The organism is Bradyrhizobium diversitatis, assembly GCF_016031635.1.
Taxonomy (GTDB): Bacteria; Pseudomonadota; Alphaproteobacteria; order Rhizobiales; family Xanthobacteraceae; genus Bradyrhizobium; species Bradyrhizobium diversitatis.
In genome coordinates, this window is sequence record NZ_JACEGD010000016.1 from 143,783 (window position 1) to 158,338 (window position 14,556).

The following is a 14,556-nucleotide window of genomic DNA, read 5'->3' on the forward strand; positions in this document are numbered from 1 at the left end:
ATGCCCCGTTTCGCCGCTAATCTCTCGATGATGTTCACCGAGGTGCCGTTCCTCGACCGCTTCGACGCCGCAGCGCAGGCCGGCTTCACCGCCGTCGAGTTTCTCTTTCCCTACGAGCATCCGGCGGAAGCGATCGGCGAGCGGCTCCAGCGCAATGGTCTGACCCAGGCGCTGTTCAACCTGCCGCCGGGCGACTGGAACGCCGGCGAGAAGGGCTTTGCGGCGCTGCCCTCGCGGTTCAACGATCTCAAGGCGAGCCTGGAGACGGCGCTGCCTTATGCCAGGGCGACCGGCGTCAAGCGCCTGCACCTGATGGCCGGCATCGCCAATCGCGGCGAACGCGTGGCAATCGAGGCGTTCTACAAGTCGGTGGCCTGGGCCGCGGAATTCTTCGCTCCGCACGGTATTGACGTCGTGATCGAGCCGATCAATGCGCGCAATGTGCCCGGCTACTTCCTCAACGATTTCGGCTTCGCGCGCGACCTGATCCAGGAATTGCGGCTTCCGAACCTGAAGCTCCAGTTCGATATCTATCACTGCCAGATCATCCACGGCGACGTCACCATGCGCTTGCGCGAGATGATGCCGATCGTCGGCCACATCCAGATCGCCAGCATCCCCTCACGCAACGAGCCCGACGGCGAGGAGCTGAACTATCCGTTCCTGTTCGCAGAGCTCGACCGGCTCGGTTATGCCGGCTTCGTCGGCTGCGAGTACAATCCGCGCGGCAAGACCACCGATGGGCTCACCTGGTTCAAGCCTTACGCTGGAGTGAAGTCGTGACACTTGCGTTGGGCTGCATCGCCGACGACTACACCGGCGCCTCCGATCTCGCCAACACGCTGACGCGCGCGGGCCTGCGCACCGTGCAGACCATCGGCGTGCCCGCCGACGATCTCGCGCTGCCCGAAGTCGATGCCGTCGTGGTGTCGCTGAAGAGCCGCTCGATCGAGGCCGGCCTCGCGGTGTCGCGCTCGCGCGCGGCGGAGACGTGGCTGCGTGGCCGTGGCGCGCGCCACGTGCTGTTCAAGATCTGCTCGACCTTCGATTCCACCGACGCCGGCAATATCGGCCCGGTGATGGACGCGTTGCGGGCCGATTGCGGCGAAGCCGTCGTGCTGGTGACACCGGCGTTCCCCGAGACCGGCCGCACCGTCTACCAGGGCAACCTGTTCGTCGGTGCCGTGCCGCTCAACGAGAGCCCGCTGAAAGATCACCCGCTCAACCCGATGCACGATTCCAACCTGGTGCGTGTGCTCGCGCGTCAAAGCGGGACGCAGACCGGTCTCGTCGACCTCGCCACCGTCGCACGCGGCGCGGAGGCCGTGCGGGCGCGATTGGCCGAGCTCGCGGGCAAGGGCATCGGCGCCGCGATCATCGACGCCGTCTTCGACCGCGATCTCGAGACCATAGGTCTCGTCGCCGCCGAACATCGGCTGTCGGTCGGCGCCTCGGGCATCGGCCTTGGGCTCGCACGGGCTCTGGTATCGACTGGAAGGGTCAAGGCAGCGGCAACCAGTGATGCAGGCGCTCCGGTCGGCGGGCTGGCGGCCTGCCTTGCCGGGAGTTGCTCGCAGGCGACGCTTCAGCAGATCGCCAATGCCGAACGCATCATGCCGGTGCTTCATCTCGATCCGGATCGTATCATTGCGGGGGCAGATGAAGTGCAGCGCGCGCTGGGCTGGGCAGCACCGCGACTGGCCGAGGGTCCAGTGCTGATCGCATCGAGCTCGACACCGGATCAGGTCGCCGCGTTGCAGGCACGCCACGGTCGCGACGCCGCAGGCCATGCCATCGAGCAGGCGACGGCCGATATTGCAGAGAGCCTTGTAAAATCGGGCGTCCGGCGACTGATAGTTGCCGGCGGCGAGACGTCCGGGGCCGTTGTCGATCGGTTGAAGATTCCCGGATTTCTCGTGGGAGTAGAAATTGCCGCAGGCGTTCCGGTGCTGCGCGCGGTGGGTGCCGAAAGCGACATGCTGCTCGCTCTTAAGTCCGGAAATTTCGGCGGAGCAGAGTTTTTCTCCGACGCACTTAGGCTCATGCGCTGAGCGCAGAGCATTTTTAGCTGCCTGTTCATTTCTTTCGGGCTCCGTGCTCGCATGGAGCCGTCGTTAACATCTGCACAAGTGCTCTGGTGTTGGATGTCGGCGCTGCTCCCTTTGGTTGATTCGTAGAATTCCGACGCGCGCCGGCGCCAATACAGCGAGACCCGATTATGTTCGCCAAACTCTCCATCCGCACCAAGATCATCAGTGTCGTGGCATTCCTGCTGGTTGCGATGGCCGGCATGGGCCTGCTTGCCGTCATGAAGATGCGATCGATCAACGCCAGCACCGTGGACATCACCACGAATTGGATGCCTAGCGTGCGGACAATCGGGGATTTGCGTGCCAGCGTCATCACCTACCGCAACGTGGTTCGCCAGCACATGCTTGCCGAGTCGCTGGACGACAAGCTCGCGACGGAGAAGACCGCAGCCACCGTGACCGAAGCGCTCGCCAAGGTGCGCGCCAAGTACGAGCCGATGATCACCTCCCCGGAAGAGCGGGCGCTTTACAGCCAATGGTCCAAGCTCTGGGATGACTACAAGAAGGGCACCGAGGAGGTCATGGCGTTGTCGCGCAAGGAGGCCGGCAAGCTCCCGCGCGAGGCGCAGGAGCTCAACTCCAAGACCGTCAACAAGATCGGGCTCCAGGCCGACGAGGTCCTGAACAAGGACATCGAGCTCAACACCAAGGGCGGCGATCGGGCCGCTCAGGATGCTGCCGACAGTTACGCCTATGCCTTCATGCTGGTCTCGGTCATTCTCGGCGCCGCTGTCGTGATCGGCCTTGGGCTCAGCTTCTATCTCGTCCGAGACGTCTCCAGCGGCATCAACTCGATCATCGAACCGATGCAGGCGCTGGGCAAGGGCAACCTTTCCGCAGAGGTCCCCCACCGCGGCGAGAAGACCGAGATCGGCGCCATGGCCGACGTGCTCCAGATCTTCAAGGAGGCGCTGATCGCCAAGAAGGCCGCCGACGAAGCCGCCGCGGCGGACGCCGAAGCCAAGATCGAGCGCGGCCGCCGTGTCGACAATATCACCCGCGAATTCGAAACGATGATCGGCGAGATCGTTCAGACCGTGTCGTCGGCCTCGACTCAACTCGAAGCCTCCGCCTCGACGCTGACTACGACCGCGGACCGCTCGCAGCGGCTGGCAACCACGGTAGCCGGCGCTTCGGAGGAAGCCTCGACCAACGTGCAATCGGTCGCTTCGGCGACCGAAGAGATGGCTTCGTCGGTCGGCGAGATCAGCCGCCAGGTGCAGGAATCGGCGCGGATGGCGGGCGATGCCGTCGGCCAGGCGCGCGCCACCACCGAGCGCGTCAGCGAGCTCTCCAAGGCCGCCGCGCGCATCGGCGACGTCGTCGAGCTGATCAACACCATCGCCGGCCAGACCAACCTCCTGGCCCTCAACGCCACCATCGAAGCGGCGCGCGCGGGCGAAGCCGGCCGTGGTTTCGCCGTGGTCGCTTCCGAGGTGAAGGCGCTCGCCGAGCAGACCGCGAAGGCGACCGGAGAGATCGGCCAGCAGATTTCCGGCATCCAGGCCGCGACCAACGATTCGGTCGGCGCCATCAAGGAGATCTCCTCGACCATCGAGCGTCTGTCGGAGATCTCCTCCGCGATTGCTGCCGCGGTGGAAGAGCAGGGGGCCGCGACCCAGGAGATCGCCCGCAACGTGCAGCAGGCGGCGCAGGGCACGCAGCAGGTGTCGTCGAACATCACCGATGTGCAGCGCGGCGCCACCGAGACCGGCACGGCCTCCTCGCAGGTGCTGTCTGCAGCGCAGATGTTGTCGAACGATTCGAACCGGCTCAAGACCGAGGTCAGCAAGTTCCTGACCAACGTCCGCGCGGCGTAAACCGCGGTCCATCCATCAAACCCATCCATCAAACCCATGAGCGGCGCCGAAAGCGCCGCTCATTTTTTTCGGTAGCATGATGTCGTTTGAAGGAGGCGTCCGAGGCTTTCCCAGTAATCTTACGGGCGCGCCGTTTCATGGATGGTTAAACCGGATTCACGAATGTTGGGCGAGGGCAGCCCAGCAAGGGGCGAGGTTCCCATTGGAATGATTTCACACTGAACCGGTCTTTTTGGGGAATCCGATGCGCAAGAATTTTCCGGTCACGGCCGTCGAATATCCCGTCAGTGACGAGACGCTGATCGTTTCGCGAACCGATCTCAAGGGCAAGCTCACCTACTTCAATGAGGATTTCATTGCCGCTGCCGGCTTCACGTCGGCGGAACTCATGGGCCAGCCGCACAACATCGTCCGCCACCCCGACATGCCGCCGGAGGCGTTCGACAATCTCTGGGACACGCTGAAGGCCGGCAAGCCCTGGCTCGGCGCAGTGAAGAACCGCCGCAAGAACGGCGACTTCTACTGGGTGCTGGCGACGGCCTCACCGATCCGCGAGAATGGTCAGGTCAAAGGCTATACCTCGATCCGCACCAGGCTGCCGGCCGACCAGCGCAAGCTCGCCGAGGAGGTCTACGCTGCGATCCGCGAGAAGAAGCCGCACGGCTATCGCATCGATGCCGGTATCATCCGTCGCCGCTCGCTGCTCGACCGCTTCAGCATCTTCACCGGGACGCTGAAGGCCCGCCTGGTCACGACGATGGTGCTCCAGGCGCTGTTCATGCTTGCACTCGGCATCGGCGGGGCCCTCTCCACCGGCGGTTCGGCCGGTCTGATCCTGTCGCTGCTGGCTGTCGTCGGCGCCGCCACCGTCGGCTTCGCCGGCCTTGCAACCATGCGAGCGATCCAGGGGCCGATGCGGCAGCTCAATGACACCTTGATCAACCTCGTGCAGGACAAGTTCGACAACCGCATCGTGATCGAGCGCGACGACGAGATCGGCGAGGCGCTGCGCAACCTTCAGACCGTGCAAACCATCATCCGCTTCAGTCGCGACGAGGTGCAGGCGGTGCAGCGCCGCGCCGAGGCGCAACGCAAGGCCGACATGACCAAGCTCGCCAACGGCTTCGAGGCAGCGATCGGCGAGATCGTCGAGACCGTGTCGTCGGCGGCGACCGAGCTCGAGGCCTCGGCCTCGACGCTATCCTCGACCGCGGGCCGGGCGCAGGAATTGGCGACGGCGGTCGCAACCGGCTCGGAAGCCGCGTCGACCAATGTCCATTCGGTGGCCTCGGCCGCCGAAGAGATGTCCTCCTCGGTGCGCGAGATCGGCCGGCAGGTGCAGGATTCTTCCCGGATTGCGAGCGAGGCGGTCAGTCAGGCCCACGCGACCACCGAACGTGTCAGCGAATTGTCGCGGGCCGCATCGCGGATCGGCGACGTCGTCGAACTGATCAACGCGATTGCCGGCCAGACCAACCTGCTGGCGCTCAATGCCACGATCGAGGCGGCGCGGGCGGGCGAGGCCGGTCGCGGCTTCGCGGTGGTAGCCTCCGAGGTCAAGGCGCTGGCCGAGCAGACGGCCAAAGCCACCGGCGAGATCGGCCAGCAGATCGGCGGCATCCAGGCGGCGACGCAGGATTCCGTCAGCGCCATCGGCGAGATCAGCGGCACCATCGCGCGTCTGTCGGAGATCGCCTCGGCGATCGCCGCGGCCGTGGAGCAGCAGGGCGCAGCAACCCAGGAGATCGCCCGCAATGTTCAGGAGGCGGCCAGGGGAACGCAGCAGGTGTCGTCCAATGTCGGCGACGTCCAGCGCGGCGCCTCCGAAACCGGCTCGGCGTCGTCGCAGGTGTTGACTGCGGCGCAGATGCTGTCGCGCGACTCCAACCGCCTCAAGCTCGAGGTCGGCAAGTTCCTGAACTCGGTCCGCGCCGCCTGAGGCGCGCGGCCGCATGGCTGCGATGTCGGTTTCGCAGTGCGGTAGCAGGGAAGTGAATGCGGGATAGCCGCCGGGGGTTAGCGTTTCCGGCGGTGCTCAGGTAAAGGAGGAAGGGGATCGCCGTGGGGGCGGATTCCATATCCTCGCTTGACCTGGAATTGCCTGGCGCATGATTGCTCTGGTCCGTATTGCCCTGAGCCGGCCCTATACATTCGTGGTACTGGCGCTGCTGCTGCTGATCATCGGACCGCTCGCGGCGCTGCGAACCCCGACCGACATCTTCCCGGATATCCGTATCCCCGTCATCGGCGTGGTCTGGCAGTACACAGGCCTGCCGCCGGACCAGATGTCCGGCCGCATCACCACGCCGTTCCAGCGCGCGCTGACGACCACGGTCAACGACATCGAGCATATCGTCGCCAATTCCTACAACGGCTTTGGCATCATCAAGATCTTCTTCCAGCCCAACGTCGACATCCGCACCGCCAACGCCCAGGTCACCGCGATCTCGCAGACGCTGCTCAAGCAGATGCCGCCGGGCGCGACGCCACCCTTGATCCTGAACTACTCGGCGTCCACCGTGCCGATCATTCAGGTGGCGCTGTCGGGCGACGGGCTCACCGAGCAGAATCTCGCCGATATCGGCATCAACCAGCTTCGTACGCCCTTGGTCACGGTGCCGGGCGCGGCGATTCCCTATCCGTTCGGCGGCAAGCAGCGCCAGGTCCAGATCGACCTCAATCCTACAGCGCTCCAGGCCCGCGGCCTCTCCGGCCAGGACGTCGCCAATGCGCTGGCCGCCCAGAACCTGATCACACCGGTCGGCACCCAGAAGATCGGCCAGTTCGAGTACAACATCCAGCTCAACAACTCGCCGCTCCGGATCGACGAGCTCGGCAATCTGCCGATCAAGACCGTCAACGGCGCCATGGTCTATGTGCGCGACGTCGCCACCGTGCGGGACGGCAATCCGCCGCAGACCAACATCGTTCATGTCGACGGCAACCGCTCCGTGCTGATGATGGTGCTGAAGGCGGGCGCGACATCGACGCTCGATATCATCGCCGGCATCAAGCAGAAGGTGATCGACGTCAAGGATCAGCTGCCCGACGCACTGAAGATCGGCTTCATCGGTGATCAGTCGGTGTTCGTCCGCGGCGCGATCCAGGGTGTCGCGTTCGAGGGCGTGATCGCGGCGCTCCTCACCAGCGTAATGATCCTGCTGTTCCTCGGCAGCTGGCGCTCGACTATCATCATCGCGGTCTCGATCCCGCTGTCGGTTCTGGGCGCCATCATCATGCTGTCGGCGATCGGCGAGACGCTGAACATCATGACGCTCGGCGGCCTCGCACTCGCGGTCGGTATCCTCGTCGACGATGCCACGGTGACGATCGAGAACATCAACTACCATCTGGAGCAGGGCAAGCCGGTCGAGCAGTCCATCCTCGACGGCGCCAACCAGATCGTGACGCCGGCCTTCGTTTCGCTGCTGTGCATCTGCATCGTGTTCGTGCCGATGTTCTTCCTGACCGGCGTCGCGCGCTTCCTGTTCGTGCCGATGGCGGAAGCCGTGATGTTCGCGATGATCTGGTCGTTCATCCTGTCGCGCACGCTGGTGCCGACCATGGCGAACTATCTGCTCAAGGCGCATGTCCATCACGAGGGCGGGCCACCGAAGTCGCGCAATCCGCTGGTCTGGTTCCAGCGCGGTTTCGAGGCGCGGTTCGAGCGCATCCGTGGTGGTTATCGCGGCCTCCTTGGCCTGGCGCTGGCGCACCGGGCGGTGTTCGTCATCGGCTTTATCTGCGTCGTCGGCGCGTCGTTCGCGCTGGTGCCGTTCCTCGGCCGCAATTTCTTTCCGGCCGTCGATGCCGGCAACATCCTGATGCACGTCCGCACCCAGGTCGGCACCCGCGTCGAGGAGACCGCGAACCAGCTCGCCGACGTGCAGAAGGCGGTGCGCAAGCTGATCCCGGGCGAAATCGAGACCATGACCGACAATATCGGCATGCCGATCTCCGGCATCAACATGACCTACAACAACACCGGTGTGATCGGCCCGCAGGACGGCGACATCCAGATCAAGCTGAAGGAAGGCCACAAGCCGACCGAAGAGCATGTCCGCGTGCTGCGCGAGCAGTTGCCGCGGCTGTTTCCAGGCGTGAGCTTTGCGTTCCTGCCGGCCGACATCGTCAGCCAGATCCTGAATTTCGGCGCGCCGGCGCCGATCGACCTGCAAATCCGCGGCGCCAATGTCAGCGCGAATTTCGCCTATGCCAACAGCCTGCTGGCGAAGGTCCGCAAGATTCCCGGCGTTGCCGATGCGCGCATCCAGCAGTCGCCGAACAACCCGACCTTCAACATCGATGTCGACCGCACCCGCGCGCAATATGTCGGCCTGACCGAGCGCGACGTCACCAACAGCCTCGTGGTCAATCTCGCCGGCTCCTCGCAGGTGGCGCCGACTTACTATCTCAATCCCGACAACGGCGTGTCCTATTCGATCGTGATGCAGACGCCGCAATACCAGATCGACTCGCTCAGTGCGCTGCAGACCCTGCCGATCACCGCGGCCAGCAATGCGCAGTCGCCGATCCTCGGCGGCATCGCCGACATCAAACGCTCGACCTCGAGCGCCGTGGTCTCGCAATACGACATCCAGTCCATGGTGCAGATATTTGCCACGACCTCGGGCCGCGATCTCGGCGCGGTTGCCGCCGACATCCGCCAGCTGATCGCCGACACCGCCAGGGAGGTACCGAAGGGCTCGTCCGTGGTGCTGCTCGGCCAAGTGCAGACCATGAACAGCGCCTTCACCGGCCTGCTGTTCGGCCTGCTCGGGGCCGTCGTGCTGATCTACTTCCTGATCGTCGTGAACTTCCAGTCCTGGTCCGACCCGTTCGTGATCATCACCGCGTTGCCGGCCGCGCTCGCCGGCATCGTCTGGATGCTGTTCATGACCGAGACCACGCTGTCGGTGCCGGCGCTCACCGGCGCAATCATGTGCATGGGCGTTGCCACCGCCAACAGCGTGCTCGTGATCTCCTTCGCCCGCGAGCGCTACGAGGAACTCGGCGATCCCATCGCCGCCGCGCTCGAAGCCGGCTTCGTCCGGTTCCGCCCGGTGCTGATGACCGCGCTCGCCATGATTATCGGCATGGCGCCGATGGCGCTCGGGTTGGGTGAGGGCGGCGAGCAGAATGCACCGCTCGGCCGGGCCGTGATCGGCGGCCTGATCTTTGCAACCTTCGCCACGCTGATGTTTGTTCCCGTGGTGTTCAGCATGGTTCACAAGAAACAGGGCGCCGAAGCCGCCGCCTCATTGGAGACTCCGCATGTCGCCCACTGAACCCCGCTCCCCGGTCTCGCACCGGAAACTGGGCATCTTCGGCGTGGTGGCGCTGATTGCGGCAGGCCTCGTCGTGGGCACCGGCATCAGAGCCCGCGAGGAGCAGGGCTCCAAGCTGAAAGAATGGACCGACGACCAGGCCATTCCCAGCGTGGCGGTGACGCTGCCCAACGCCAAGGACCTCAATGCCACCATCGAGCTGCCGGGCCGGTTGGAAGCCTACTACCGCGCCCCGATCTTCGCGCGCGTGTCGGGCTACCTGACGAGGTGGAGCGCCGACATCGGCGCGCGCGTCAAGGCCGGCCAGGTGATTGCCGAGATCGAGGCGCCCGACCTCGATCAGCAGCTGCTGCAAGCCCGCGCCGACCTCGCCAGCCAGCAGGCCAGCGCCAGGCTGTCGGAGGCAACGCTGAACCGGCGCAAGACGCTGGTCGCCTCCAACTTCGTCTCCGCGCAGGAGATCGACGAGCGTACTGCCGACCTTTCCAACAAGAAGGCCGCCGTCAATTCGGGGCAGGCCAATGTCGAGCGGCTGGAAGCGCTCGCCGGCTACAAGAAGATCACCGCGCCGTTCGACGGCGTCGTCACCGCGCGCGACACCGACGTCGGCGCGCTGATCAATGCCGGCGGCGGCTCGGGCCCGGCGATGTTCGTGATCTCGGACATCACCAAGCTGCGCGTCTACGTCAACGTGCCGCAGAACTACGTGCCGGCGATCAAGATCGGGGCCAAGGCGATCATCACGCTGCCGGAATATCCCAACCGGACTTTTCAGGCGACGGTGGAGGCTTCATCGCAGGCCGTCGACGTCGCCTCCGGCACCACGCGCATGCAGCTCGGGCTCGACAATTCCAAAGGCGAGCTGATGCCCGGCGGCTATGCCAGCGTGAAGCTGAGCCTCCAGCGCGATTCCGCGCCGCTCAGCATCCCCGCCAGCGCCCTCATCTTCAACGGCAGCGGCCTGCGTGTGGCGACGGTCGGTGCGGACGACAAGGTGCTGTTCAAGCCTGTGACGATCGCGCGCGATCTCGGCCGCGAAATCGAGCTCGCGTCGGGCATCGCGCCGGACGATCGCGTCATCACCGCCCCGCCGGATGGTCTCTCGGATGGCGATGCGGTCCGCGTCGTCGGCGCCAAGGGCAAGCCGGCAACGGCGTCCGAGAAGCAGGCACCGAAGAGCTGAGACGGTCTCGTGCCCCGGACGCAGCGCGGCATGCAATGATGCGCTGCTGAGCCGGGGCCCATCTCTTCTTCTGTGCCGTGCTGCCTTTTTGAGTCCCGGCTCTGCGGAGCGGCATTATATGCCGCACCGCGTCCGGGACACGAGAGCGAGATCACGCCACCCGCCACTCCGGCACGCCATCCGCCGCCATCGCGATCTCGCCGATTGAGCCGACCGGCGTGCGATCCATGTCGAGCAGATGCGCGAGCGTCGCGCCGTCGGTCGCCGGAATCCGCGCCAGCGTGCGGCGGTCGTCATCCGTGCGCAGCATCACCACGCCGTGCTCGACATCGCCGCTGCGGCCATAGAGCACCGTAAAGCTCTCGACCTTGCCTTTGCCTCCGGCCTCGGTGACGAACTCCGGCACCGCGCGCCTGTTGCGGTCAGCCTCCGTTTGCACGCTCGTCTCCTGTACCAGCGCCTCGCGCGGCGGGGTCTTCGACACCACCAAGGCATGATGCTTGGTGACGAAGCCGCCCTGGCCGTAGAGCAGGCCGAGCTCGGCGCCGCCGCGCAGGCGCCGCACCATCGCACAGGCTGCATGCGTCATGTAGGTGTTGAGCGGCGCCCCGAAGAAGGTGAGCCCGCCGGTCACGGTCGGCTGCACGTCCGCGCCCAGGCCAAGTGTCCGCCGCGCCATCTTGGGCACGCAGGGGAAGCAGCTATAGAGCTCGATCGCGTCGAACTTTCTGCCGTCGCCGCCGGCGAGGTCCATCACGGCGTTCAGCACCGCGTTCTGCGGATGGCTCTCGTAGAACTGGTCGCGCAGAAGATAATCACGCGGCTCTTCGGCCGAGGCGCCGCCGAGCGGGTAGACCAGCCTGTCCTCGGGAATCCCCGCGGCGCGCGCCTTGGCAAGGCTGGTGAGCAGCAGCGCGCCGCCCATATTTACGCTGGGGTTGGCGACCATGAGCTTGTTGTAGGGCCACGCGATCAGGCGGTTGTCGGCGGTCGGCGTCGTGATCTCCTCGGGCGCATAGCGCCGCTTCAGCCAGGCATTGGGATTTTGCGCGGCATCCTCCGAATAGCGCGACCACAGCGTGCCGGACTCCGCCATCGCCTCTCGCGGCGTCTGGCCCCAATGGGCAGAGGAGGCCGCCTCGTAGAACGGATAGACCGTGACGGGACGGAACACGCCGAGCTTGACCGCCAGCGGCTTCTGGAACGCCGCGCCGCGTTTGGGCTCCTCGACGTCATGCGCGAACGGGGTCCATGGCAGCTTCGCGCCGGCGCGCTCTGCCTTGGTCGCGCTCGACTGCGCCTCCGCCCCGCAGACTGCCGCGACGCTGCACTCGCCGCGCGCGATGCGCTTTGCCGCCTCGTGGATGTAGCGGATCGGGCTCTCGCCGCCGACCGGGCCGTAATAGCAATGCGTGGGCGCGATCCCGAGCCGTTGCGCCAGAAGCTGCTCCGGATCGCGATAGCGCCAGCTCAGGAAGTTGACGACGTCGAGCGACTGCACCTCGCCGAGCAGTTTTGCGCCCGCATCGGCCTCGGCGCGCCGCAGCGCCTGTTCGAGCAGGTCGAGCGGCTCGAGACCCTCGGTGATCGCTTTCGGGCGGTCGACGATCTCGCCGACGCCGACGATGACGGGAATGCGGTATTCGGGATTCTTGTTCTTGTCTGTCATGCTTCAATTCACGATGTCAGTTGTTTCGTCATTGCGAGCGCAGCGAAGCAATCCAGAATCTTTCCGCGGAGGCAGTCTGGATTGCTTCGCTGCGCTCGCAATGACGGGTGGGATTGTTACTCCGCCACCAGCGCATTCATGTGCTCGACGGCCTCGACAAAATCTTCCTTGAATTCCTGCACCACGGCGCCTGCCGACTTGACGCTGTCGATCAGGCCGACGCCCTGGCCGACGAAATAGCTGACGAGATCGCGCGCCCTCGCATTCCCACTCGCCGCCGCGCGGTCGATGGAGTTGAAGGCGTCGCGGCTGATGATGCTTTGCAGCGGCATTGGCAGCGCGCCGGGGCTTTCCGGCGAGCGATCCCAGGCATCGGTCCAGACCGAGCGGAGTTGCCGGGCCGGCTTGCCGGTGCGGCCCTTCGAGCGCACAGCGTCGCGCGAGGAGGCCGCGATCATCTTCTCGCGAAAGATCTCCGTGGTCTCGGCCTCGACAGTCGCAAGCCACACCGAACCGGTCCAGGCGCCGGCCGCGCCCATCGCCATGCAGGCCGCCATCTGCCGTCCCGTCATGATGCCGCCGGCCGCCAGCACCGGCACGTCGCGGATCTTCTTGATTGCCTTGATCACCTCCGGCACCAGCACCATGGTCGAGACCTCGCCGCAATGGCCGCCGGCCTCGGTGCCCTGCACCACGAGGATGTCGACGCCGGCTGCGACCTGACGCAGCGCGTGCTCCTTGGCGCCGACCAGTGCCGCAACGGGGACGCCGTGTTTCCTGCCCATCTCGATCATCGCCGTCGGCGGCACGCCCAGCGCGTTGGCGATCAAGCGGATCGGATGACGAAAAGAGACCTCGAGCAGCTCAAGCGCGGTCTTGGCGTCGAACGGCTGCGGCTGGTCATCCGCGACCTCCGTGGTGGTGAGTTCGATGTCGTACTTCTTCAGGAGATCGCGCGTATAGTTGCGATGCTCTTGCGGCACCCGCGCTTCCAGGCTCTTCCAGGTGACGTCCTTCTCGCCCGCGGTCGAGATGTTCTCGGGGATCAGCACGTCGATGCCGTAGGGCTTGCCGTCCACATGCGCATCGATCCACGTCAGCTCACGCTCGAGCGTCTCAGGCGTATGCACGGTCGCGCCCAGCACGCCAAAGCCGCCGGCGCGGCTGACGGCGGCAACGACGTCGCGGCAATGGCTGAAGGCGAGCAGCGGGAACTCAACCCCCAGCATGTCGCAAATCGGCGATTTCATGATCCCTCCCGACGGCTTTCGCGTTGCTTTCGCTCGCCAAGCGAACTGACGCTAGCCGATCGTCGCTCACGATGACATGCCGAATTCTGCGAGGCATCTTGTGTGCAGGCGTTGCGGCCTGCCGTCTAGAGGCTGACATTCCGGGGCTCGCGTCAGCGAGAACCCGGAATCCACGTCTCCGAGCATCCTTGCGGCCCAATGGATTCCGGGCTCGCCCTGCGGGCGCCCCAGAATGACGGGGAGGGAGCTTGCCATGACGAAACGGTGAGATGCCCCGCCCGGCAATGCGTCTAGGAGGGCTTGCCATCGGCCGATCACGGGCTAATTAATGCAGACGCATCCTTTTTCCCGGAGCCCCGCATGACCGACGCCCCCGCCTACGTGCCGCCCAAAGTCTGGACCTGGAACAAGGAGAACGGCGGGCAATTCGCCAGCATCAACCGCCCGATCGCCGGGCCCACGCACGAGAAGGAGCTGCCGGTCGGCAAGCACCCCTTGCAGCTCTATTCGCTGGCGACGCCGAACGGGGTCAAGGTCACCGTGATGCTGGAGGAACTCTTGGCGCTCGGCCACAAGGGCGCTGAATACGACGCCTGGCTGATCAAGATCGGCAACGGCGATCAGTTCGGCAGCGGCTTCGTCGATATCAATCCGAACTCGAAAATCCCGGCGCTGATGGATCGCTCCGGTCCGGAGCCGATCCGCGTGTTCGAGTCCGGCTCGATCCTGTTCTACTTGGCCGAGAAGTTCGGCGCCTTCCTGCCGAAGGACATCAAGACACGCACCGAGGCGACGTCCTGGCTGTTCTGGCAGATGGGCAGCGCGCCGTATCTCGGCGGCGGCTTCGGACACTTCTATGCGTACGCGCCGTTCAAGATCGAATACGCCATCGATCGTTTCGCGATGGAAGTCAAACGCCAGCTCGACGTGCTCGACCGCCGCCTCGCCGACAACGAATATCTCGCGGGCAAGGAATACACCATCGCCGACATGGCGGTGTGGCCCTGGTATGGCGCGCTCGCCAAGGGGCTGGTCTATGGCGCCGGCGAATTCCTCTCGGTGCAGGACTACAAGAATGTGCAGCGCTGGACCGACCAGATCGCCAAGCGTCCGGCCGTGAAGCGCGGCCGCATGGTTAACCGCATCTCCGGCGATCCCGCCAGCCAGCTCCACGAACGCCACGACGCGTCCGATTTCGAGACCAGGACGCAGGACAAGCTCGAGGCGGCAACGTAGGGCGGTTCTCGCCTCTCTGG

General features: G+C 65.3%; 9 protein-coding genes. 7 read left to right on the top strand and 2 right to left on the bottom strand.

Features of this window, described 5'->3' with window-relative positions; translation table 11 throughout:
• From otnI to H1B27_RS19095, 6 genes are all read left to right on the top strand, one after another.
• Entirely contained in the window at window positions 1-783 is a 783-nt protein-coding gene (otnI, locus tag H1B27_RS19070; RefSeq protein ID WP_197967101.1) for a 2-oxo-tetronate isomerase, read from the top strand.
• Window positions 780-2,051: a 3-oxo-tetronate kinase gene (gene otnK, locus H1B27_RS19075; protein ID WP_197967102.1), complete on the top strand. Its 1,272-nt coding sequence runs from the start codon at window positions 780-782 to the stop codon at window positions 2,049-2,051. The genes otnI and otnK overlap by 4 nt, the downstream gene beginning before the upstream one ends.
• A 167-nt stretch (window positions 2,052-2,218) precedes the next feature.
• Window positions 2,219-3,910 carry a methyl-accepting chemotaxis protein gene (locus tag H1B27_RS19080; protein WP_061878144.1) on the top strand — a complete coding sequence of 564 codons (1,692 nt, stop codon included), beginning with the start codon at window positions 2,219-2,221 and terminating at the stop codon, window positions 3,908-3,910.
• A 244-nt stretch (window positions 3,911-4,154) separates the two neighbouring features.
• Window positions 4,155-5,849, top strand: coding sequence for a methyl-accepting chemotaxis protein (locus tag H1B27_RS19085; RefSeq protein WP_061878143.1), 1,695 nt, complete (start codon window positions 4,155-4,157; stop codon window positions 5,847-5,849).
• A 169-nt stretch (window positions 5,850-6,018) separates the two neighbouring features.
• Window positions 6,019-9,198, top strand: coding sequence for an efflux RND transporter permease subunit (locus H1B27_RS19090; RefSeq protein ID WP_197967103.1), 3,180 nt, complete (start codon window positions 6,019-6,021; stop codon window positions 9,196-9,198).
• Window positions 9,185-10,381, top strand: coding sequence for an efflux RND transporter periplasmic adaptor subunit (locus H1B27_RS19095; protein WP_197967104.1), 1,197 nt, complete (start codon window positions 9,185-9,187; stop codon window positions 10,379-10,381). Before H1B27_RS19090 ends, H1B27_RS19095 begins: the two co-directional genes overlap by 14 nt.
• A gap of 151 nt (window positions 10,382-10,532) precedes the next feature.
• Here H1B27_RS19095 and H1B27_RS19100 read toward each other — a convergent pair whose 3' ends face one another.
• Both H1B27_RS19100 and H1B27_RS19105 read right to left on the bottom strand, forming a co-directional pair.
• Entirely contained in the window at window positions 10,533-12,050 is a 1,518-nt protein-coding gene (locus tag H1B27_RS19100) for an acetyl-CoA acetyltransferase (RefSeq protein ID WP_197967105.1), read from the bottom strand.
• A gap of 116 nt (window positions 12,051-12,166) precedes the next feature.
• The gene (locus tag H1B27_RS19105; protein WP_197967106.1) at window positions 12,167-13,300 is read right to left on the bottom strand and encodes a nitronate monooxygenase; all 1,134 of its coding nucleotides are present in this window, start codon (window positions 13,298-13,300) and stop codon (window positions 12,167-12,169) included.
• Window positions 13,301-13,660: 360 nt separating this feature from the next.
• Here H1B27_RS19105 and yghU point away from each other — a divergent pair, with 360 nt between their 5' ends.
• Window positions 13,661-14,536 carry a glutathione-dependent disulfide-bond oxidoreductase gene (yghU, locus tag H1B27_RS19110; protein ID WP_197967107.1) on the top strand — a complete coding sequence of 292 codons (876 nt, stop codon included), beginning with the start codon at window positions 13,661-13,663 and terminating at the stop codon, window positions 14,534-14,536.
• The last annotated feature ends 20 nt before the right edge of the window (window positions 14,537-14,556 follow it).

Bases quoted from the DNA above. Each gene is read 5' to 3' on its own strand.
- H1B27_RS19090 (WP_197967103.1), top strand. From the start codon at position 6,019: ATGATTGCTCTGGTCCGTATTGCCCTGAGCCGGCCCTATACATTCGTG.
- otnI (WP_197967101.1), top strand. From the start codon at position 1: ATGCCCCGTTTCGCCGCTAATCTCTCGATGATGTTCACCGAGGTGCCG.
- H1B27_RS19080 (WP_061878144.1), top strand. From the start codon at position 2,219: ATGTTCGCCAAACTCTCCATCCGCACCAAGATCATCAGTGTCGTGGCA.
- H1B27_RS19100 (WP_197967105.1), bottom strand. From the start codon at position 12,050: ATGACAGACAAGAACAAGAATCCCGAATACCGCATTCCCGTCATCGTC.
- H1B27_RS19085 (WP_061878143.1), top strand. From the start codon at position 4,155: ATGCGCAAGAATTTTCCGGTCACGGCCGTCGAATATCCCGTCAGTGAC.
- H1B27_RS19095 (WP_197967104.1), top strand. From the start codon at position 9,185: ATGTCGCCCACTGAACCCCGCTCCCCGGTCTCGCACCGGAAACTGGGC.
- H1B27_RS19105 (WP_197967106.1), bottom strand. From the start codon at position 13,300: ATGAAATCGCCGATTTGCGACATGCTGGGGGTTGAGTTCCCGCTGCTC.
- yghU (WP_197967107.1), top strand. From the start codon at position 13,661: ATGACCGACGCCCCCGCCTACGTGCCGCCCAAAGTCTGGACCTGGAAC.